This window comes from Streptomyces sp. ISL-10 (assembly GCF_018614575.1).
GTDB lineage: Bacteria > Actinomycetota > Actinomycetes > Streptomycetales > Streptomycetaceae > Streptomyces.
In genome coordinates this window covers 1-20,273 of the sequence record NZ_JAGGOJ010000036.1, presented here as the reverse complement: position 1 = coordinate 20,273, position 20,273 = coordinate 1, and the positions used below count along the sequence as shown (strand labels likewise).

Sequence of the window (20,273 nt, the reverse complement as noted above, 5' to 3'; positions counted from 1 at the left end):
TGACCCGGTGCCAGTGATCAACAAGGAGGGGCTGATGACCTCGAAGACGACGAAGGTACTGGCGGCCGTTCTGGCCGCCGTGGGCGCCCTGGCGGCGAGCGGAGGGACCGCCATGGCCTTCCCGGACGGCCAGCGTGTGCTCATCCGCAACGCCGCCACCGAACAGTGCGTGAAAGCCGCGCCGGTCCCCCGCAGTACGGACGCGCCGCCGTACCAGCTGGTCCTCACCGAATGCGAGCCCACCGACCCCGCCCAGCGCTGGTACTTCAGCTGGGACACCCTGCGCTCCGACGCACTCCAGGGGAATGGTGACGCGCCCGGTCGTTTCCGGAGGGGTGTCCCCCTCGGCCAATTTCGCGAGCTCTGTTTCGAAACGCACGTGTCTGCGCGTTCGCCTGGGCCAGCGCTGTATCCAAGATGGCCTGGCTCTCCGTATTGGGTCGCCGCTTGGCCAGAAACTTCTCCCAGTTACTGACGGTATTGACCGAGACGCCCAGTCTTTCGGCGAAGGCGCGCACGCTCAAGCGGAGAGCCTTCCGGAGGGCAAGCGCCTCCAGACCGGTCCATTCATGAACGGTCGCCACGTGCCACTCCCTTCCGTTGCCATCGAAGCACGCTGTGTCGCGCCAGGTGGACGGAAGTGGGACAGAAGTGGGACGGCCGTGGATTCCCCGACCACCCGGCCGCCATCAGGCTCGAAGGGCCCCTCCAAAGACGACCTGATGGACGGTCATGATCTTGGAACCCCTCACCGAACAGCGGCACGTCACCGGTCCGCTCGTGTTCGGCTACCTGCGCCTGGTGCGGGTCTCGCGTGCTCGTCAGCTGGCTCTGACGATGGCGATCAGCGACTACTGCCGTCGTCACGAGCTGACACTGGCCGGCGTCTACATGGAGCGTTGCTCTTCCACGCCGTCCGCGTTCGTGGGCATGCTCGATGCCCTCACGGCCACTCGGTCCTATGGGGTCGTACTTCCCACCCCGTCGCACCTCGGCCCCAAGGCCATAGCGGCTGAACGGCGCAGTCAGCTGACCGAAACCGGCGCCCATCTACTGCTGATCCGTGGTGAGCAGGCGGCTCCACCAGGCGAAGGCACCCCATCCCTCACCGCCGGAGGCACCGAGTGATGAGTGCCTGCCGGTCCAGCCGTGCGCGACCCTGGTTGGCGCCCGCTCGGGCGGCTACGTCCCTGCCGGTCGCCAGCCTCGGTTGCGGAGGATGCCTCGAGTCAGCGCTCGGTGGCGTTCCTCCAGTAGTCCTTCAGCATCTCGCTGGGCCACGCGGGCTGGGTGACGGTGCCGCGCGGCAGGAACTCCTTGAAGACCGCCACCAGGTCCACCACCAGCGTGCCGTCGTCCGCATCGAGGTCAGCGACGTGAAGGTCTCGTCCATCGACGCGGAGCAACCGCGGGAACGAGGTAGCGAGGCGAGCCGGACGCCGGTGGTTGTGGTGCACGAAGGTTCCCGTCGCCGGCCAGTCCGGGTTGTCCCGTGGGCTGCGCGCGTGGAGGGCAACGTCTTCAGGAGAGCCGAAGTTGAAGAACCAGGTGACCTGGAGGTGAGAGAACTCCTCGATCCCCTGCAGGGTCTCCTCCGGGTACTCCGGGCGCAGCCGAATGATCGACTCCACACCGCCCTTGAAGTCGTCGAGGCGCCCCTTGTGGCCCCCGACCACCTCAGCGATCACCGGCACCTCGATGGACTTTGTGGACACGGGTTCCCCCTTCTCCGCTCGCGGCACGGCAAGGCGGTCCACCACAGCATGCCCGCCTTCACCACCATGGCGCCGTCAGGCTACTCGTTCGAGTACGGCCTTGGCGCGCTCGTCGATCTCCGCCGCCACGCTGATTCCCCGATTGCGGAAGGGGGACAGCACCCGGCGCATGTTCACGGCTGCCTCGCGCGCTCTGCCCGACTGCACGCCTTCCATCGCGTCCAGGGCCTGTGCCCACGTGTGGCACGCGGCCTCCACGTTCCCCTTGCGGGCCTGCACAGTGCCCATGTAGCCCAACGTCACCGCGTGGGTCCGGCTGAAGGTGTCGGCTTTCCTGGTCAGCACGCTGTTGTTGAATTCTCGGAGCGCTCCGTCGAGATCGCCGAGCGTCCACAGGGTGCGGGCGGTCTCGTGGGCCAGGGAAGCCCGCTGGAAGAACCACACCCGGCTCGGATCGTCGTCGTCGGCGTCCGCCGCGGCGAGGTCGTCCTCGGCGCGGAGAAGCGCTGCGATCGCCGCCCGCTTCTGTCCGTCGGCGGCAAGGCTGCGTGCCTGCACCACGCCGAGCAGTGCCCGCTCGCGAGGGGTCGCGAGGGTGTACCGCTTGCGCTCCACGGAAGCCGTGGCGAGGTCGACGGCAGCCCGTGGGTGACCGAGGTCCGTTGCCTGGTGAGCCATCGCTCGCAGGATGTGGCCGGCGAGGGGAGCGTCGTCGGCTTCCGCCGCAAGCTTGAGGGCCATCGTGAAGTAACGACGCGCCCCCTCGTGGTGGGAGGCGTCGAAGCTCATCCAGCCGGCGACGTAGACCGCCTCGGAGGCAGCGGCGAGGAGGGCGCGACGGGTGTCGTCGCTGGTGAACACCCCTCCGACGTACCTGGCCACGTCGTCGACGAGGTACTGGTAGAGGGCCGTGCGGCCGTCCATGCCGCCGTGGCGCTGGTCTCTTCGGGAGAAGAACTCTGTCATCTCACGCACAGCGCTGACTTCGGCGGCCCCGACCCTGCGGCTCGTCGCGGCGGAGCGGGACTTCGCCCGCTGGGGAGCCTCATCCCACCACCGCTGTCCAGGCAGAACCAGGCCACCCACCGAGTAGGCAGCGCCGGCCAGCAGTCGGCGGCGTTCGAGGTCCACGTCGCTTCTCCCAAGGTCTACCAGCGCAGTAAGCGTATCGACGTTCCACTCCGATGCTGCGGCTGCACCCGTGTCCGGCGCGGAGAGCCCGATCTCCGCTGGTGTGATGGGGCGTTGGAGTCGTCGGGACAACGTCTCGCACAAGATAAGGGGCGCTCTGCCCGAGGGCTGTGTTCCCGCCACCCACATGGCGATGTGCGAGCGGCTGGTGCCCAGCAGTTCCCTCGCTTCCACCTCGGCCGCGACCCTCACAAAGGCAGCCGCCACTTTCTGCTGCGACCAGCCTGTTTCCGCGATCGCGTCGGCCAGCTTGACGTTCCGCTCGCGCGCCATCGTCTACCTCGGTTCACCAAAACGATCTTTGACGGGTTTGACGGCCCCGGCAGCCGCCGGGAGATACCGCCGCGATGTGATCCACGGTTCGCTCGTGGTCAACGAAACCACCAACTGCCTTTGTCCGGGAGGAAACCGGTGAAGAGCCACACGACTGGCACCGACACCCGGGCTGCGCTGGGCGACGGGCGCGCTCCCGCTCCGATGTCCGGAGTACGGCACCTCGACCACCCCCCGCCGGTGGCCGTGCTCGTGCAGAATCTCCGCCGCTTCGACCACTCCGACAAGACCGCCGATCGAGTCCTCCGCGGGCTCAAGCACCAGTTGTGAGAAGGCGAGCATGGACCGAATCGAAAGTCTGGGGAGTGTTATCAGCGCTCCCGAACAGCAAAGGAGCCTGACGCTCGCCGCCAACGACAGGGCTCCGGGCAAGGCACGGTCCTTCACCCGGGAAGCGCTGACGGCGTGGGGGGTGGAAGACCTTCTGGACCAGGCTGTACTGATCGTCAGCGAGCTCACCACCAACGCCGAGCGGCACGGCCGACCTCCGGCCGTCGGCCTGAGCCTTCCGTCCAGAGCGGAAGGCGAGCCCGTCGAAGAGATCACGCTGACGTTAGCCCTGCGGGCCGGTGTTGTGGGGATCGAGGTCGAAGACAACTCCCCTGAGCCCCCGGTGCCTCAGATCGTCTCGCTCTATGCCACGAGCGGACGGGGCCTACACCTCGTGTCGGCAGCGGCCGACGCCTGGGCTGCCTGCCCCAAGGAAGACGGACGCGGCAAGAGAGTGATCGCTCTCGTGAGGCGCACCGAGTCGCCCTTCACCTCCTAATACGAAAATCCCGTACCCACTGTCTGTTTCCGCAGGTCAAGCGGCTTCGACTGGCTGGAGGACCACTTGATAGCCGAGTTGGTTGAGCTGGCTCACCAGCCGTCGGGTCTGCCTGGCCCGGCCGACGCGGTGGAGGAAGTAGTCGCCGCCGAGGTCGGCGTAGGGGACGTCGTGGGTGAACATGTGCCAGATCGCGATCAGGATCGAGTGCTCCAGGGCGACCAGGGCGCGCTTCTTGCCCCGGCGGGCGGCCAGGCGTCGGTAGCGGGCGGCGAGGTAGGTGTCCTTGGTCCGGGCGGCGGACACGGCGGCCTGGCCGAGTGCGGCCTTGAGCCAGGGATCGCCGTGACGGGTCTTGCCGGTGGGGCGCTTGCCGGCGGACTCGTGGTTGCCGGGGCAGACCCCGGCCCACGAGGCCAGGTCGCCCGCGGAGGGGAAGCGGGCGATGTCCGCGCCGATCTCCGCGAGGATCACCTCGGCGGCCCGGGTGCTGACGCCCGGGATGGTCAGCAGCAGTTCGATCCGGCGGCGAAAGGGACCGAGTTGTTGGTCGATGTGCTGGCTGAGCCGGGTCTCCGTGGCCGTGCAGGCGTCGATGCGGTCGAGCATGGTGCGGGCGAGGAACGCATGGTGGTCACCGAAGTTGCCGGTCAGCGCCTCCACCAGGGTCTCGGTCTTGCGGCGCATGGAGCCCTTAGCCATCTCGGCCAGCACGCGGGGGTCTCGTTCACCGCTGATGAGGGCTTCCAGCATGGCCCGCCCGGAGACGCCCAGGATGTTGGAGACCACGCTGGAGAGCTTCACGCCGGCGTCCTCCAGCAGCTTCTCCAGCCGCTGGGTCTCTCGGGTCCGCTCACGGATGACCTCGGTGCGATACCGGGTCAGATCACGCAGCTGACGGATCGGTTCCGGCGGCACGAACGACGGGCGGACCAGGCCGTATTCGACGAGTTGGGCGATCCACTGGGCGTCCTTCACGTCGGTCTTGCGGCCCGGGACGGCCTTCATATGACGGGCGTTGAGCAGCCAGCACTCCATGTCGTGTTCGAGTACGTAGAAGATCGGCTTCCAGTAGATGCCAGTTGCTTCCATGCCGACCAGGGTGATGCCCTCGGTGAGCAGCCAGTCCCGCATCGCCAGCAGGTCGCGGGTCATGGTGGTGAAGGTGCGGGTCTCGGTGCGGCGCCGCTTGCCGGTGCCGGGCACGCGGATCGTCACCTTCACGTCCGCCTTGCTGATGTCGATCCCCGCACAGCGTTCGTGGATCACTTCCATTGCCCCGGCACCCCCTTCCGTCCCTGGCCGCGAGCACGTGACCGTCCGACAGGGGTCCAGCAGGCGAAAGAGTCTAATACGCGCGCTCGGAGCAGCACTTCCGGGTGCCTGTCAACAAACCCCCACCGTCCTACTAACCCGCGGGCTCGGAACGCGCCAAGGCAGCTCGACGTCCGCCGGACGGCCACACACCGATTTTCACCCGCTCGGGGTGGCGCCGTCAGGCGCTCGGATTACTAACCCGCAAACGGCCTGCTTGGACGGAGGCGGCGAAGTCTGGCGTCGGATCGTGATCGTCATGAAGCTGACGGTGTGGGATCGTCCAAGACCTCGGAGGGTGATGGTGGCATGGTTGGGGCGTAATGGCTCTCTGTGGGCATTCCGCTTGGCAACTTGCCGCTGTTCTCATGACTTTGGGACGGAGTGGTGGTCGGTCCCTTGAACACGGGCGAGGTCGACTGACCACCTGGATTGCTGTTGTGCGTGCTGATCCCGAAGGCCAGTGCGCCGACGACAAGTGTTGTCGCTGCTGCCCCAATCAGAAACTTCGTCCTTCTTCGCGAAGGCAGCGAAGAAACCTGCGGCACGGCAGCGTCGTCCTGCGGATGCCGCATCTGGCTTTCGCGGTGGATCTCGTGCTTGCGCGCCGCATCGGTGGCGGGAACAGTTCGTTTGACCGTCGGAGTGGAGCCTGTGGACCTCGGGCCGCTCAGCTCAGCAGCCACGATGTCCGCCGGAGGCCCCAGCCGCTCCAGGACGGCGCGGACTGCCTTGGCGTGTAGGGCGTCTGCTTCTTCCAGGCCGGCATCTATGTGCTCGACGAGCTCCTGCCTGAGTTCTTCACGTCGATCAGCTGCGAGGAACACAGAAGCATTGTCAAAGCGGCGCAAGTACTCCTCTATGAGCTGATTTCGCCTTGAGATCACTCGTGGCTCCCCTCACTGTCCAAGAGGTTGTCAATAGCGGCTCTGAAAGGTCCCCATTCACTGGCGAATTCAGCCAGCGCCCGTCGCCCTGTAGCGGTCAGCGTGTAATAGCGGCGTGGAGGCCCCGAGTCGGACTCCTTCCAGACCGTGCTGACCCACCCCTCCTTCCGGAGCCGTGAGAGCAGTGGATAAATGGTGCCCTCACTGGTCATGAGCCCGTGGGCATCGCACAGTTCCCGCACCAGTTCAAAGGCATACCGCTCGCCATTACGCAGCAGCGCCAAGACACAGAATTGCAGGACACCGCGCCGGAGTTGGCTCACTCCAGAACGCGCTCCACCCGGCAGTACCATGCGCAACAAGGTACCTGTTGGTGGATCATACCGCTAGCCTCGCCGCCCTCCTTTCGCAAGGCGTGACGCGTCAGACGCACTTCCCCTCAGCCCGCCCGGGACGGTTATGGCCCCTCCGCTGTGCTGGTGCCGGCAGCGATCTGACGGAAGGTCGGCATGCCTAGGTCGACGGTCTGCCGCCGGCGGGCGCCCTCGGCGTCGAGCTGGGAGAGTTTGTCGTGTGCGCCGGCGAGGCTGATGCGCAGGCCCTCGATTTCGCCAAGCCAGCCCTCCCGCTCGGCTTCGACGATGCGGGCGGTTAAGTTGTCCCGGATCTCCTCCAACCTTGATCGCTGAGCAGGGTCGGGACGCAACATGGAGCACCGCACGCACGCATGCTCGTGGACGCAGGAGGTGCCAAAGGCGCGTCCGCACGTGCCCACCGATAGCTTCCGTCTCTCGAAGTGGCCAAGGAACTCGTCCCACTCGTCGCTGGTTGGGGTGCGGTACTCCTCGCTGGGGCACAATGCCCTTCGCCGGGCGACGAAGGCCCGGTGCGCCTCGATGGCCTCAGCTGGGTAGATCGCCTTGTAGCCCATCGTTGTGGAGATGTCCTTGTGTCCGCAGATGATCTGGGCGATGTGTGGCGGGAGGCCGTTGGCCACCGCATCGGTGACGAAGATCCTGCGGAAGTCGTGTGGGGTCCACGCCAGCGGGGTCCTGTCGGATCCGGTCAAGCCCAGACCGTTCAGCGCACGCCGGAGCATCCTGCGCATGCCGCCGGGGGTCATCCTGCGGTTCTCGCCACCGCGGGCGTACTGGAAGAGCCACGGCATTGGTGGCAGCCATACCTTCTCGTGGGTGTCGTAGGCCGGCACCGATGGCACGGCTCCCGCGCTGTCGCGTACTCGACTGACGACTTGGCTGAGGGCGTCTGCCAGCTCGGGTGTGACGAGGAGCAGTCGTTCCTCGTCCGACTTGGATGGGGTGATCTGAAGGAGCGGGACGAGTTCCCCAGTGGTCGGTAGCCGGTACTGGATGATGCCGTGGTGGCTCAGCTCCAGCAGCTCTTCGATCCGGATGCCGGTGTGACGGAGGACTTCCACAGCCGCCCAGGTCCAGAATGCATTGCTTTCTTCGGTCTCCAGGTTCCGGCGGGCTCCCTGTGGATCATCGGCCCATACGGCGTGTGCATGGGGAAGACGGGGGCGGTGCCAAGTTTCCTCGCCGATCCTGAAGGACGCTCCAGGTGCTGTTGCCCGCGCGGCCTCCAGTCGGGCCGTTGCCAGTTTGTGTTCAGCGACGACAGCCTCGACGAGTCGGGGAAGGATCGGGAGTCGCTCCCGGGTTCGCTGGTCCATCCGGGCCTTGCGGCGCCGGACCTCCTTGGTGAAGTTCGCTTCGGCGTCGCTGATGGGGCAGGGTGCTGCCCACGGGGCCCAACGGGCAGGATCGTCGACCGCCCACTGGGCGATGTCGTAGTAGAAGGCCCGGACCCGCGCCATGTCTTCCGACGCCGATAGCCGCGGGCTTCGGACTTCACTTGTGGTGCCGTCGGCGAGGCGAATGCGGCGGACTTTCGTCCGCATCCGAGACTTCCAGGCCGCAGCGATGGCCGGCTCCAGGTGGAGGGAGTCGATGCCGGGGTGGTGGGCTTCCAGGTCGGCCCAGAACAACTTGCAGAGGATGAGCGAGAGTTGAGTGAGGCTGGTGTAGTCCAGCTGCGGTTGCCGTTCACGTAGGTAGTCGACAAGCAAGTCCCTGATCGGCCGACAGGCCAGGTTGTAGCGGTCGACAAGTTGCTCGACGCTGAGTTGCCCGCGGGCACGGCCGAAGACCCGGACGGTCGTTGGCGCGTCCTCGGGGAAGATCCCCATGGAGTGCAGCAGAAGATAGAACAAGCTCTTGTTGGTCCCGTTGCGGGGGCCGCGTGCCTGGTCTCTGGCCTCGGCGAGCTCCACGCAGTCGCCCACGGTGATGTCGATGATCCCGCCGCCCTTGCATGCGAGGATCATCGCGATCTTGCCGAGTGCCTCGGCAATCGCTGCTGGTCGGAGGTCTGTGCGGGTGGCAGCGCGAGCCTTAAGCTCGGTGATGCCTTCGAGGTCCCGCCATTCCAGTGCGTCGAGCAGACCCGGCCACTTCCGGGTCACGATCCAGCGAACGTCGGGACGCAGGACGTCAGCGCAGATCAGCGCGCGGATTCCGCACGAGAGATCATTCTTCTCGCGTTCCGTGAGCTGTGCTTTGAAGACCGGAGGCACGCGTCCAACGCGCCAGCCCTCGGCGGAGTAAGCCTGAGCCCCGCTGGCCCCCCAACGGCTCTGCCAGTTGTCCCCCGGAAAGCCCTCCAGCCATTCCAGGAGGCGGTCAGCCCCACGGGCGACCGCTCTGAGGGTTGATGCAGGGCCCGGCCTTTGCCTGATCCACCAGCCGATTTCTTCCCTGCTTCGTCGCGTGCCCGGCCAGTCGACCGGGACGGGGCGTGGGGGGAAACGACGACGCAAGCGCATCATCGCCTCACTCGGCCCCACCGCGCGGGGGTGCACGGGGGCGAACAAACCGTCAGTGGCAGCGGTAGTGATGAAGGTGTGGGTCACCGTTTCTCCCCGAAGAGCACCGCGAGGCTGGTCGCGTTGTATCCCTGCCGCGGCAGCGGTGCAGCTTCACGCTGCTGGCTTCGGCGAGCGTGGTAGGCCAGCACGTGTTCCGTGACCTCGGCGGTGTCCGGGTTCAGATAGAGCTGCGTCGTCGAGATCTGCCGGTGTCCGAGAACCCATTGGACGTCGGTCAGCGGCAGCTGCGGGTCGCGGGCCATGCGATAGGCCGCCGTATGCCTGAGATCGTGCAGCGACCAGTTCGCACCGAGCACCTCGTTGGCGCGGACGAACATCGCGCGTGCTGCGTGGTAGTTCAATCGGCGCCATGGCCGCCGCAGCGTCCACCACAGTGGTAGATGTCGACCACGGGGAACCCCTCCCCGCAGGCATTCCTCTTGGTAGAGCCGCAGCCACATGAACGCATCCGGGGAAGCCGGCAGGAGCTGGATCTCTCCGGTTCCCTTGCGCGTCACTTCGATGACCTGCTGTCCCGGATCGGCACCCGACTGTCGGCTGGTGAGGAGTTCTTCGGCCCGGGCCCCGGTGGACACCCAGAAGGCCAGCAACGCACGGTCGCGGTTGTGCCTCAGGCCGGCGAACAGCTCGTTGAACCGGTCGTCCGGGATTCGCCGCGGAATCCGCTTGGGCACGCTGGGCCGGTAACGCCCCTGCCTCTCGCTTTTGAAGGGCTCCATCGGGTTGTGATGAGCGTTCGCTCGTCCCGCCCGGCGGCTGCGGTCGAGGGGGAAGGGGTTGATGACAGGCCCTGTGCCCTGGTCGAGATGGAAGTCGTAGAACGACCGCAGCACGGTCTCGCAGTGCGCGCGGGTCGTTGCCGCGTACTTCGGTCCCGGTGCCGGCTTCCCAGTGACCGAGTTCGGAGAGCTCGGAGCCGGGCCCGCCATGCTCGCCGACGCTGGCCTGCCTTCACCCCTGCGGCGCCAGTGTGTCCGCACCGGCTTCTCCGCAAGCAGCATCCAGCGAGCGAAGTCCCGAGCATCGGAACGGTCCGCACGGTCCCACTCGACCCCCAAGGCCCAGATGAACCGGAACCACCGGAGCAAGTCCATGCCATATGAACGGATCGTTAGCCCGGAACTGTGCCCCGCCTGAAGCTCGGCGAAGTAGGCAGCCACGGGCTCCACCACGTCACCGGCGGAGTCCAGTAACTGGTACGGCTCCCAAGGATCACCGGTCTGAGCCAGCCAGCCGGTTTCGGGCAGCACAAGCGACGCAAGATCCCGCCTGGGACCTCGTGGATCAACCATGCCGGGAAGCTAGCAGAAAGGCCCACTGACCTGCGAAAACAGCCTTCTTAGTTCAGTCAACACGTCGGACAGCAATCTTGCACACGCCCACGTACCCGGTGCGGGCGAGCGCCTCCACCAGCAGCGCGTACGGACGGTCGGCTGCCGGGGCACCGGAGCCGACGTAGTACGGCTTGCTGTAGAGGATCGGGTCGACGTCCTGGCTGGGCACGAAGCCCATCACGTCGACCACGTGCTGGTCGCCAGTGGGAGGCGTTCCAGGTCGTCATCGGTCAGCGGCACCAGGCGGCCGTCGGGCATCTCCCAACCGCGGCCGATCTCCTCGTACGGGATCTCACGATCCTCAACCTCGCACACCCGTCGGTGGCGCACCCGGCTGGCGTCTGCGGTGTGGATTTCCCGCAGGCGCACGTGGTGCTCCTCCGTGGCGATGTACAGCCGTACGGGCAGCGTCACGAGCCCGAACGTGATCGTGCCTGACCAGATGGCCTTCATGCCTCCAGCGTCCATCGCCGCTGGTTGCGGTGCATCTCACCCACACCGCCGGGCGGAGCCGGACGCAGGGCCGCTTCGGGGCGGGCTCGTACGGGGGCGTCGGGCCAGCGCACCGGGTAGCGCGCGGCCACCAGCGCCTCCCGTTCGGTCGGCCGCCCCGGCGGTAAAGGCCGGCGATTGCATTCAAAGATCCATTAAGACGCCGCCACCTAATTTCGATCTTGGGATCCAGATTGTGAGACAAATTGCGCCCTGGTGACCTTCACAACACGCCCGTCCGCATGGATCATGCTTTCCGCCTTGTACGATCTGTAGCCAGGGCGGGTCGGCCGATCACCGCACGCCTCAAGCACAAGCTCCTGGCTACTGACGCCCCCGCGTATGAGTATCGGGATGCGGGCTGACAGCGAACACCTCAGTGGCATTTCAATGGAGCGACCATGCGTTGGCGTAGAGACCCTTCACGGCGCGCACTCGTGAAGGAATGCGAGAGACTGCTCGCCGATCTCCCTATCCCCGCTCCTTTCAGCGTCGAGGCGCTGGTGCGGAATATGGAGAGCGCGTTGGGTCGCCAGATTCGGCTAGTGCCACTGGACGATCCCGACGGCGGCCTGGGCACAGCATGCGGTCTGCGGGTCAAAGCGCCGGAGTTCACGATCATCCTCTATCGCCGCCGTTCAACTCGCAATCAGACCGAGCACATAATCCTCCATGAGCTCGCGCACGAATGGATGAACCACGGGACGTCCCTGACGGATGCCGAGATCGAGCAGTACGTCCCTGAGCGCATTCGCCAGGAAGTCCTTCGGCGTTTCCCGTCGACCCTCGTCCAAGGGCGCGTGAATTTTGGCAGCCCCGAGGAAAAGCAGGCCGAGCTTTCAGCCTCTTTGATAAAGCGGCTAGCACGCCGACAGTCGTTCACGGGAGATGACATGGTCAGCCTCCTGGAGCATTCACTTTCTCACCCAGTCGCCGCCCCACCGCGGCGCCGAATCTAATCGCGATCCGACTGGCGACCGCCGAGGCACGGTTCCCGGCCCTACGACTTCCGCCACATAGCGCAGCCCACCTGGCAATCAATACTGCGGTCAGCCGAATTTCCGGTTCGGCAAACGCGCAGCCGGCGTAGATACCCACTGGATCCGTGTTCGACTATATTAAATACCTCACTGCGGCCGTGATGACCGTCATCGCCGTATGGCGATTCCCTGCAGTTCGGTACGGTGATGCTCACCGCCGCGCGCTCTGGGGCGGCTATGCGGGATTCGCCGTGGCTCTGTGGCTCTACACGCCAGCAGCAATGGACGCGGTGGATCGCATCCCCATCGTGGACCTGAGCGCCCTACTCAGGCACTTCGCCAGTACTGCAGCGATCATCGCGTCCCTAACCTACGTCGCCACCAGCTACGGGAAGAGCTCGGAGACAGTCGTCCCCCGGCACGTGGCGGTCTCCCGCTGGATCGCCCGCGCGTCATATAAAACGGGGGCGATAGGCGGCATTCTGCTCACGGTCCTATTTTTCACCGTGGTGGACCGGGACACGCCGAGCCAAAACTTCCTCATCGACCACGCTGGGCAATGGGGGGTCGCGGTCTACATGACCGTGTTCTACTTCTTCCCGCTCGTCACGACCGCTGTTTGCGGCTACCAGTGGACGAGGGCGGCGCGACAGGCCGAGTGCAGAAGCATGCGTATTGGGCTGCGCTTGATGGGGATTTCGATGTGGATGGGCCTTACCCATACGGTGGCCCGTATCACCATCGTTTGGGCTACCGTCGCATTCCCTCTAAGCCCTTCCACAGTGCATCTCCTTGTAGACGCCACGTCGATATGGATGAACCTGCTCTTCCTGATCGTGGCCGTGGGCGCGAGCATTCCTACCACTCGCGCGGCGGCGGCCCGATGGAAGACCTTGCGCACGCTTTACAGGACTTACCCGCTCTGGTTTGACCTGGTGAAGGCTTTTCCCGGCACGAGCCTGTATCCACCAGGACGGCGCCTCGTGGAACTCATGCACATCCGCGTCCCCATCGATGTTCGCCTGGACCGATGGACTCAGGACATTGCTGACGCTTGCGAGAAGCTGCGCTATTACGCTCCACGAGACTTGATGTTCGCCGCCGAGGACATCACTGTCTCGCTCCCCGACCCTGAGCCGGCTGCGGAAGCTTACTGGATTAAGGCCGCGCTCCAGGCCGCTGACACCGTGCCAGCCAATCCGCACGCGGCTGGCAGTTTGAGAGCCAAACCGTTCGTTGACACCGATAGTGAAGCGGCGTGGCTCGCACGAGTCAGCACGGCCTACTCGCATATCACCGCGGATCAAGCTCGGGAGCTTCTCCTGCACTCCACAGAGGCGGAATCCGAACCAGGTCGAAAGCCCTGATTTCTCGATTCGGACGCATTGCCCGACGTGTGTAACCAGGCGACATAGCGATCTTGAATGCGTGCTGCTAAGTGAGATTTGGCACCATCTGCTGCATGAAGTGGGCTGATACCGTGGGTCATGCGGACTGATAGGTCTTGCTCCGCCCCCGTAAGTGCACCCTGGCCTGCGACGCACAGCTACTCCCGTCGCCACACGTAGCCGGGCCGTGACGCTATCCGGTCTGGATGGGCGTCCGAAATCTCAGCAATCTGGAGTTCTCGCATGTCCAACCGCCGCACCGGCCTCATCCTCGATTTCGGAGGCGTTCTCACTACTCCGCTGCTGCCCGCAGTGCTCGCCTTCGAGCAGCGCGAGGGTCTTCCGCAGGGCGCTTGCCTCACGGCCCTGTACAAGAACGAGGAGGGCGTCCGGATCACCAGTGACCTTGAGCGCGGAGCGGTCTCCCAGACCGAGTGGAACGAGTTCGCCGGCAAGATGCTGGGCGTGCCGGCTGACAACCTGATGGGCCGCATCTTCGGCGACCTCCGCCCCGAGCCGCTGATGATCAATGCGGCTGCCGCAGCGAGGCGAGCCGGGATCAAGGTGGGCATCCTGTCCAACTCCGTGGGCTTGACGCCTTGGGACCTGTACGACGGCTTCGAGCTTGAGCGGCTGTACGACGTCGTGGTGATCTCCGAGCAGCACCTGCTGCGCAAGCCTGATCCCGAGCTCTTCGAGATCACGCTCAAGCTCATGGATCTGCCAGCCGAGGAGTGCGTCTTCGTCGACGACACCGAGGGATATGTCCGGGCAGCGGAGCAGCTCGGCCTCGCCGGGGTTCACAACCAGGACCCCCGGAAGACGGTAGCCACTCTTTCCGAGCTGCTCGGCGTGGACCTCACTGCCTCTTAGTCGGCGCCGGCCGCTCGGCGGTCCGATCGGTCTCGATGTCGGAGCTGAGCATTTGGAGCGCCGGGGTCGGGAACAGCGAAGGGACTACGGCGATGCCCCCAGTAAGGGGCATCGTCGTAGTCCCTTCGCTGTTGTCGGCCATTGACGCGGCTGCGAGATAGCTCGTAATGGGCTGGTCCGCGCGCGGTCAACGGTCCGTATCCGACGCCAAGCTGGGAGAGAGCAGAAAACGCCTGAGACACCTCGCCGGGGGCGTCACTCCCCGTCCTGCACCTCTGGCAGCTTGTGCTTCAACTCTCCGACGAGCTCGTTGATGTGGGCCATCATTTCGGCAGACAGGCCCGCGCTGTTGCCGCGGGCAGCCAGGCCGAGGATCTGCCCTCGGTGGATCGAGCTGAGGAAGCGGAGTGCCTCCAGGAATTCGCGGGCCGCAGGGTTGACCTCGGCATCGTCCTGGAAGAGGGCCTCGTCGACCTGGAGGGCCTGGGCTAGGCCAGCACGCACCACAGCGGAAGCCTCGGTTGTGGCACCCGTGCGAAGGGCGGCGATGTCGTCGGCCGTGACGGCCGCCACGCCCACATGCTCATTGACGAGCCGTGCGATCTCCTCATCAGAGGGCGCTTCCTGACCAACGTACCCGTGTTGCAGGAGATAGTTGATCTTCTCCCCGACCGTGCGAGGTGCGGACGCCTGCTCGTCACGCGAGCCTTCGGGGCGAAGTCCGAACGAGCAGTCCTGGGCGGCCAGCAATTCCTCTTTGGACACCTTGTACGCCTGTGCGAGCGGCTGCACGTAAGCATCACTGAGCCGGCGCCGGCCGGATTCGGCGTTGTTCACCGGCACGCGGCTCGTGCCGATGATCGCGGCGGCCTGCGCGACGCTGAGGCCGGCGTCGCAGCGCAGGAGCTGCAGGTCCGGCGGACCACCGTCGTGGGGGAAAAGGACATCGAGCGGCTGGCCGAGCGCCGCTGCAATCGCGGGGAGCTTCTCGCCCTTGGGGAAGTCCTGGCCGCTCTCCCATCGCGCGACTGTGGGGGCGCTGACGCCCACCATCTCGGCCAATTCCTTCTGGTGGAGGTCCTTGCCCCGCCGGACAGCACGTACGCGGCTGCCGTCGAACTGACGTGGGGGCACATGAACTCCTGCAGGGTGGCGATCGGGCCGGTGGGGGCGTCCTCTAGAGCAACTGTAACCCAGGCTTGATACATTTCCGCAACTGGCGTACGTTTCCGTATCGCACCTGCTGGCCGGCTCCAGCTCCCTATGGTGCCAGCCCCAGGAAGGACCCTCCATGCATGCTGCGTCGCCGTCGCCGCCTGCGCAACGCGCCGCAGGATTCGGTACCCAGCCGTTGCCGGCGACTGGACCGCGGATTCGGTCCTGCCCTCATCGACGACCGCATCCTGTCGGGGCCGTGCGGGAACAACCCCGCGTAGCAACCCCAACCGCGCCGGTGCTGCCTGATGGCTCGCAGCCGTCCAGTTCAGTGCCGAACACCTGGCAGAGCGGACGAAAGCGGCCAATCTTACAAAGGTCCCATATGGCCTAAATAAGGGCGTGGGGCGATGCACGTACGCGAGCTGTAGGCGTACGACACGCAAGCGCACCCGCAATCACCCGGCGGACGGCGTGTCCGAGAACAAGAAGATGCCACCCCGCCGAGAGCGGCAACTCTCAGGCGGACACGGCATGAGTCGGCACTTCCGGGCAAGCGCAAGAGCGGGACTCCCCGTCACTCCCTGCAACCAGTACAGAGTTTAAGGACCAACTCTGGATCTTGACACGGGTCCGTGCGTATGTTCGTCGTCCCCCGGGAGCGCTGCCCGGCACCACGGACGTAAGGAGAGCAGCAGCATCGACCTGTAGGTCCGCATACAGCGACGGCGTCCGAGAGCGGAACTCCCGGACGCCGAACGCTAAATGGCATGTCCGCCCCGGCAAGGGCGGAGGTTGCCCACCATCACCACGCTGAGTCCTTCCGAGGGGCGCATCAGCGTGGCAACACTGCAACGAGGAGTATCGCATGCCTCCTGCCCTGCGCAAAAGGCCCTTCCGCCTGGCCTGCGCGGCAGCCACCTCCGCCTCGGCGCCTCGGTGCCCCGAGCCGGAGCCCACCATCTCGGCCTCGGCGAACCGCCGGCCCCGCCCCGCCGCTGGGCGCGGCCGATGAGCAGCGACGCCCGCGAGTGGGTATGGGAGCACAGCGCCAGCCGCGGAACCGCGCGCCTGGTCCTGCTGTCGATCGCCGACCGGGTGGCCGACGAGCAGTGCGTCTCCTGGGCCTCCCTGTCCAGCCTGGCCAAGCGCACGCGCGCCTCCGTCTCCACGGTGCGCGAAGCCATCGACCGGCTGGTCGACGCCGACGAGCTGGAGCAGCTCGACGACCTCACCGGCCCGCAGCGCAGCACGGTCTACCGCCTGCCCCTCGCCGCGAAGGCCGTGGCTCGAGCCAAGAGGGAGCTGGAGGAGGACGACGGCCAGGCGCCGACGGACGATCCGGAGGAGGGCCTGACACTGCGGCTCTCGGTCCTGCGGCGGTACGGCATCCGCCCGCGTGAGGTGCCGGAATCCCCCGCCAAGGTCCGGAAACCGGCAGTAGCGGAAACCGGTAGGTCCCGACGGAAACCGGCACCTCGGCGTACCGGAAACCGGCACAGCGATGTACCGGAAACCGGCATACAGAACCGTAGTGAACCGGATTTGAACCGGAGGTACAGCAGTGGTGCTGCCGTCCTCTCCGCTGCCGAGTGGCAGGTCGACCCAGCCACCCACACCTGGGCCCGACAGCAGGGACACCTCGACCGCCTCGGCGAACAGGGCGTGCAAGCGGCCGACGCGAAGTGGCGGGCCCACCGGGCCGACTTCAAGCCGCGGCCAGCTGCTGCCTGGGCTGCCGACTGGCGCTCCTGGATCGCCCGAGAGCACGCCCCCAGCCGCCCGAACCTCTACGCCGTGCCCGGCGGAGCTTCCGCAGCGCCGGGCGGCATGACGCGGGCCGAGGCCCACACGGCCGCCCTTCTCGCCGCCCTCGACGAGCCGACCGGAACGGAGGGCTGACCGTGGACCGTCGCGAAATCGCAGCCCTGCTGGCCTACATCGGCCGACTCGACCCCCGCACCATCCGCACCGACCAGGGCGAGGCCCGCGACCAGCTCGCCCAGTGGCACGAGCTGCTCGGCGACGTGCCGATGGCCACCCCGCACGGCTGGGACGCCCGCGTCGCCGCCCGCCAGCACATCCGCACCTCGCCGTACCAGATCCTGCCCGCGGACGTGGCCCGTCCCTGGGAGAGCTACCGGCGCGACCGCCTGGCCCGGCACTCCGACCCCACGCCGTCCGTCGACCCGGACGACCAGGCCGCCTGGACCGCCGAGCTGGTCGGCGCCCGCCGCGCCGTCGCCGCCGGCATCGCGCAGCCCGCACAGGCCAGGGCGATCACCAGCGGTCGCGACGGCGTCGATCCGAGGCTGAAGGCGCGGCTGCGGGAGATCGGCTCCTGCATACCGCCCGCTGCCCGAGCCGCCCTCGCGCCCTACCGGCCCGCCCGAGCCGCGCGCGAGGCTGCCGTCGCCCAGGGACAGCCGGACGCCCTGAGCGTCCGCTGCGAGTGGTGCCTGGCCCAGCCCGGTGAGCCGTGCCGCCGCCGAAGGGTCGGCCCCGACGGCGGAGCCCGCGGAACTGCCCCGCGCGCCACCCCGCACCCCGGCCGCCTCGACCTCGCCGCCGCACAGCAGCCCCAGCAGACCGAACAGGTCCGCCAGCCCGCGATGTCCTGACCGGCGCGCGAGGCCGGTGCACCGCCACCACACCACCGTCCCGCCTCGGCTGCGGCGCACCTCCCTGCGCCGCAGCCGGCACCCGACGCCGCGTCCGCCCCAGCGCTGGCCCCGCCCGGCCAACGCGGCAGCACATCGGAGACCCCCTTGCGCCACATCACCACCCACGACGCGCCACCCACCGGCCTGCGCGGCATCGGCGACACCAGCTGGCAAAGCCGCGGTGTGTGCCACGGCATGGACCCCGAGGACGCCGACGCCGTGTTCTTCCCGCTCCCCCGGGACCACGAGGCCATCGCCGAGGCGAAGGAGTTGTGCGGCCTGTGCCCGGTCCGCCGCGACTGCCTCAACTACGCCTTGGAGAACGTCCTGAAGGAGGGCGTCTGGGGCGGGCTCACCGAAGCCGAGCGGCGCCCCTGGCACGACGGGCTGCCTCAGCGCCTCGACTACAGCCGCGTAATCGCCTTCTTCAACGGACGCGACGTGCACCTGACCGAGGCCGAGCGCCAGGTCGTCATCGACCACGCCTACGTCCGCGGCTGGCGACCCGCCCGGCTCGCCGCCGCGCTGCAGATCAGCCACAAGCATGCCCGTGACCTGCTGCGGCAGGCCGCCAACAAGGTCTTCGACCGCGACCGCACCTACGGCGTGCCCCGGCCAAAGAAGAAGCGGAAGAAGGCCGCCCCGACCGCAGGCGGCCCCGCGCCCGCCCAGCCCGGTACACGGCAGCCGGTGACCTCTGTGCACGCCCCTCTTGGAAAGGCAGCATGACCCACCCCGTCCTGTCCCTCGGTGCCGCTACGGACCTGCCTCTCCTCCTCGCGATCGGCGTGCCCGCCGCCCTCGTCCTGATGCTGACCGCTTGGGCGATCCGGCGCCGGGACACCCGCCCGCAGAAACGTCTTGGCAGCCCGGCGGTCAAGGTCGCCGCGCTCGCCGCGCTCGGCTGCACTGCCTACAGCGCGGACACGAGCTGGCGCTTCGCCGCCGACTACCTCAACATGGCCGGCACCGCCGAACGCGTCGCCATGTTCGCCGCAGCCGAACTCGCTCTCTTCGCGACCGCGCTGATGGCCCGGCAGAACCTGGCCACCCAGGGGGCACCCGGCCTGCCCGGCACGCTGGTCTGGGTGATCACCGGAGTGCAGGTGATCCCCGCCTTCGCCGAGAGCGGCGCTGTCGGCGGCACCGTCCGCGCCTTCGTCGGCCCGATCATGGCGGCGATGCTGTGGCACCTCGCCATGGGCATCGAACTGCGCCTGCGTACCCCGGGCGCCGCGTCCCGAGGGTTGATCGCCACCCTGGGGCGGGAGGTGCGCGAACGCCTGCTATCCCGCCTCGGCATCGCCGCCCGAGACCGCGACGCCGCACAGATCACCCGTGACCGGGCCACCACCCGCGCGGTCGCCCTCGCCGCCCGCCTCGCGGAGCGCACGCCCGAGCAGCAGCAGAGCTGGCGCGGCCGACGCCTCACCCGGCGGCTGTCGAAGGCCCTCGGCAGGGCCTCGGTCGGCACCGACCCCCTCCAGCGCGCGCAGCTGCTCGACCAGCTCGCCGCCCGTCGGCACGCCCTCGCGCTCGCCACGGTCCCGCTTCCCTCTCCCTGGTCCCCGCCACATGGCAGTGCCACGGCGGCCACAGTCCCCTCGCCGCAGGCGCAGAGTGCGGCGGTCCCCTCAACCGGTCCCCGCCGTCCCGCCGAACTGATCGGGGACCGGGGACCGCGTGAGGAGGGGGGACTGGTCCCCGGGACCAGGGAACATGAGGCGGGGACCGAGGGCGGGGACGCGGGGACCGAGCCCGCTGGGGACCGGGGACCGGGGGGCGCCGACACGGGGACCGACCCCGCCGGGGACCGGGGACCGGGGGGCGCCGACACGGGGACCGACCCCGCCGGGGACCGGGGACCGGGGGGCGCCGACACGGGGACCGACCCCGCCGGGGACCGGGGACCGGGGGGCGCCGACACGGGGACCGAGCCCACCGGGGACCGGGGACACAAGGTTCCCCTCCGCCGGAAGCCGACTACGAAGGCCAAGGGCAAGGGGAAGCGAAGTGGCCGGTCTGGAGGCCCACAAACGCAGCGTCCGCCGCGCGAGCCGGAGCAGTCGGTGGACCAGCTCGTCCAGCAGGTCCGCCCTCACGTCCCCGAGCTGCTCGCACGGGACGGCAACGAGTCCGTCACCCGGGTTCAGCTGCGGGAGATCCTGCGGCGCGAGGGCCTCCGGGGCGGCCGGAACGACCGGCTGAGCCTCGTCCTCCAGCAGCTGCGGAGCGACGACACCACGAAGACAAGGAGAATCTCAATGATCG

Annotated in this window: 22 protein-coding genes; 11 read left to right on the top strand and 11 right to left on the bottom strand. The window is 67.5% G+C overall.

Translation table 11 applies throughout. The annotated features are described in order from the left end of the window. Positions 1 to 13 precede the first annotated feature (13 nt). Together J7E88_RS37555 and J7E88_RS31635 are read left to right on the top strand one after the other, a co-directional pair. Positions 14 to 475, top strand: coding sequence for a hypothetical protein (locus J7E88_RS37555; RefSeq protein WP_374196348.1), 462 nt, complete (start codon positions 14 to 16; stop codon positions 473 to 475). A 257-nt stretch (positions 476 to 732) separates the two neighbouring features. Then, a complete protein-coding gene (locus J7E88_RS31635) occupies positions 733 to 1,128 on the top strand; it encodes a hypothetical protein (RefSeq protein WP_215186889.1) in 396 nt (131 codons plus the stop codon). Between the two features lie 101 nt (positions 1,129 to 1,229). Here the strand turns inward: J7E88_RS31635 and J7E88_RS31630 are convergent, their stop codons facing one another. Beyond that, positions 1,230 to 1,715, bottom strand: coding sequence for a TrmO family methyltransferase (locus J7E88_RS31630; RefSeq protein WP_215186888.1), 486 nt, complete (start codon positions 1,713 to 1,715; stop codon positions 1,230 to 1,232). Positions 1,716 to 1,790: 75 nt separating this feature from the next. Beyond that, positions 1,791 to 2,846: a Tat pathway signal protein gene (locus tag J7E88_RS31625; protein WP_308307684.1), complete on the bottom strand. Its 1,056-nt coding sequence runs from the start codon at positions 2,844 to 2,846 to the stop codon at positions 1,791 to 1,793. A 471-nt stretch (positions 2,847 to 3,317) separates the two neighbouring features. Here J7E88_RS31625 and J7E88_RS31620 point away from each other — a divergent pair, with 471 nt between their 5' ends. Continuing rightward, on the top strand, positions 3,318 to 3,509 hold the full coding sequence (locus J7E88_RS31620; protein WP_215186886.1) for a hypothetical protein: 192 nt from the start codon (positions 3,318 to 3,320) through the stop codon (positions 3,507 to 3,509). Between the two features lie 10 nt (positions 3,510 to 3,519). Further along, positions 3,520 to 4,008 carry an ATP-binding protein gene (locus J7E88_RS31615; RefSeq protein ID WP_215186885.1) on the top strand — a complete coding sequence of 163 codons (489 nt, stop codon included), beginning with the start codon at positions 3,520 to 3,522 and terminating at the stop codon, positions 4,006 to 4,008. A 36-nt stretch (positions 4,009 to 4,044) separates the two neighbouring features. On the opposite strand, the gene J7E88_RS31610 is transcribed toward J7E88_RS31615, so the two are convergent. From J7E88_RS31610 to J7E88_RS36870, 8 genes are all read right to left on the bottom strand, one after another. Next, the gene (locus J7E88_RS31610) at positions 4,045 to 5,283 is read right to left on the bottom strand and encodes an IS110 family transposase (RefSeq protein ID WP_215186884.1); all 1,239 of its coding nucleotides are present in this window, start codon (positions 5,281 to 5,283) and stop codon (positions 4,045 to 4,047) included. Between the two features lie 296 nt (positions 5,284 to 5,579). Next, complete coding sequence (locus J7E88_RS31605) at positions 5,580 to 6,209, bottom strand: hypothetical protein (protein WP_215186883.1); 630 nt, start codon at positions 6,207 to 6,209, stop codon at positions 5,580 to 5,582. Further along, positions 6,206 to 6,562, bottom strand: a complete 357-nt coding sequence (locus J7E88_RS31600; protein WP_215186882.1) for a PadR family transcriptional regulator — start codon at positions 6,560 to 6,562, stop codon at positions 6,206 to 6,208. The genes J7E88_RS31605 and J7E88_RS31600 overlap by 4 nt, the downstream gene beginning before the upstream one ends. A gap of 104 nt (positions 6,563 to 6,666) precedes the next feature. Then, complete coding sequence (locus J7E88_RS31595; protein WP_308307683.1) at positions 6,667 to 9,141, bottom strand: site-specific integrase; 2,475 nt, start codon at positions 9,139 to 9,141, stop codon at positions 6,667 to 6,669. Continuing rightward, on the bottom strand, positions 9,138 to 10,367 hold the full coding sequence (locus tag J7E88_RS31590) for a tyrosine-type recombinase/integrase (RefSeq protein WP_308307682.1): 1,230 nt from the start codon (positions 10,365 to 10,367) through the stop codon (positions 9,138 to 9,140). Before J7E88_RS31590 ends, J7E88_RS31595 begins: the two co-directional genes overlap by 4 nt. 94 nt (positions 10,368 to 10,461) lie before the next feature. Next, positions 10,462 to 10,620 (bottom strand): Ku protein, encoded by a 159-nt coding sequence (locus J7E88_RS31585; RefSeq protein ID WP_215186880.1) that lies wholly within the window; start codon positions 10,618 to 10,620, stop codon positions 10,462 to 10,464. Positions 10,621 to 10,628: 8 nt separating this feature from the next. Next, positions 10,629 to 10,904, bottom strand: coding sequence for a Ku protein (locus J7E88_RS31580; RefSeq protein WP_215186879.1), 276 nt, complete (start codon positions 10,902 to 10,904; stop codon positions 10,629 to 10,631). Beyond that, positions 10,901 to 11,035, bottom strand: a complete 135-nt coding sequence (locus J7E88_RS36870) for a hypothetical protein (protein WP_285427631.1) — start codon at positions 11,033 to 11,035, stop codon at positions 10,901 to 10,903. Before J7E88_RS36870 ends, J7E88_RS31580 begins: the two co-directional genes overlap by 4 nt. A 345-nt stretch (positions 11,036 to 11,380) precedes the next feature. Between J7E88_RS36870 and J7E88_RS31575 the strand changes: the two genes are divergently transcribed. From J7E88_RS31575 to J7E88_RS31565, 3 genes are all read left to right on the top strand, one after another. Further along, on the top strand, positions 11,381 to 11,902 hold the full coding sequence (locus tag J7E88_RS31575) for a hypothetical protein (RefSeq protein WP_308307681.1): 522 nt from the start codon (positions 11,381 to 11,383) through the stop codon (positions 11,900 to 11,902). Between the two features lie 146 nt (positions 11,903 to 12,048). After that, positions 12,049 to 13,290: an MAB_1171c family putative transporter gene (locus J7E88_RS31570; RefSeq protein ID WP_215186877.1), complete on the top strand. Its 1,242-nt coding sequence runs from the start codon at positions 12,049 to 12,051 to the stop codon at positions 13,288 to 13,290. 264 nt (positions 13,291 to 13,554) lie between these two features. Next, a complete protein-coding gene (locus J7E88_RS31565; protein WP_215186876.1) occupies positions 13,555 to 14,184 on the top strand; it encodes an HAD-IA family hydrolase in 630 nt (209 codons plus the stop codon). 255 nt (positions 14,185 to 14,439) lie between these two features. Here the strand turns inward: J7E88_RS31565 and J7E88_RS31560 are convergent, their stop codons facing one another. Next, complete coding sequence (locus tag J7E88_RS31560; protein ID WP_215186875.1) at positions 14,440 to 15,318, bottom strand: helix-turn-helix transcriptional regulator; 879 nt, start codon at positions 15,316 to 15,318, stop codon at positions 14,440 to 14,442. A gap of 1,032 nt (positions 15,319 to 16,350) precedes the next feature. On the opposite strand from J7E88_RS31560, the gene J7E88_RS31555 reads away from it, so the two are divergent. From J7E88_RS31555 to J7E88_RS31540, 4 genes are all read left to right on the top strand, one after another. Further along, a complete protein-coding gene (locus J7E88_RS31555) occupies positions 16,351 to 17,241 on the top strand; it encodes a helix-turn-helix domain-containing protein (RefSeq protein ID WP_215186874.1) in 891 nt (296 codons plus the stop codon). A gap of 2 nt (positions 17,242 to 17,243) precedes the next feature. Beyond that, the gene (locus J7E88_RS31550) at positions 17,244 to 17,960 is read left to right on the top strand and encodes a hypothetical protein (protein ID WP_215186873.1); all 717 of its coding nucleotides are present in this window, start codon (positions 17,244 to 17,246) and stop codon (positions 17,958 to 17,960) included. Positions 17,961 to 18,107: 147 nt separating this feature from the next. Then, positions 18,108 to 18,731 (top strand): WhiB family transcriptional regulator, encoded by a 624-nt coding sequence (locus J7E88_RS31545; RefSeq protein ID WP_215186872.1) that lies wholly within the window; start codon positions 18,108 to 18,110, stop codon positions 18,729 to 18,731. Continuing rightward, positions 18,728 to 20,273, top strand: a 1,546-nt coding sequence (locus J7E88_RS31540; protein WP_215186871.1) for a hypothetical protein, incomplete at its 3' end; no start/stop codon positions are given. The genes J7E88_RS31545 and J7E88_RS31540, both read left to right, overlap by 4 nt.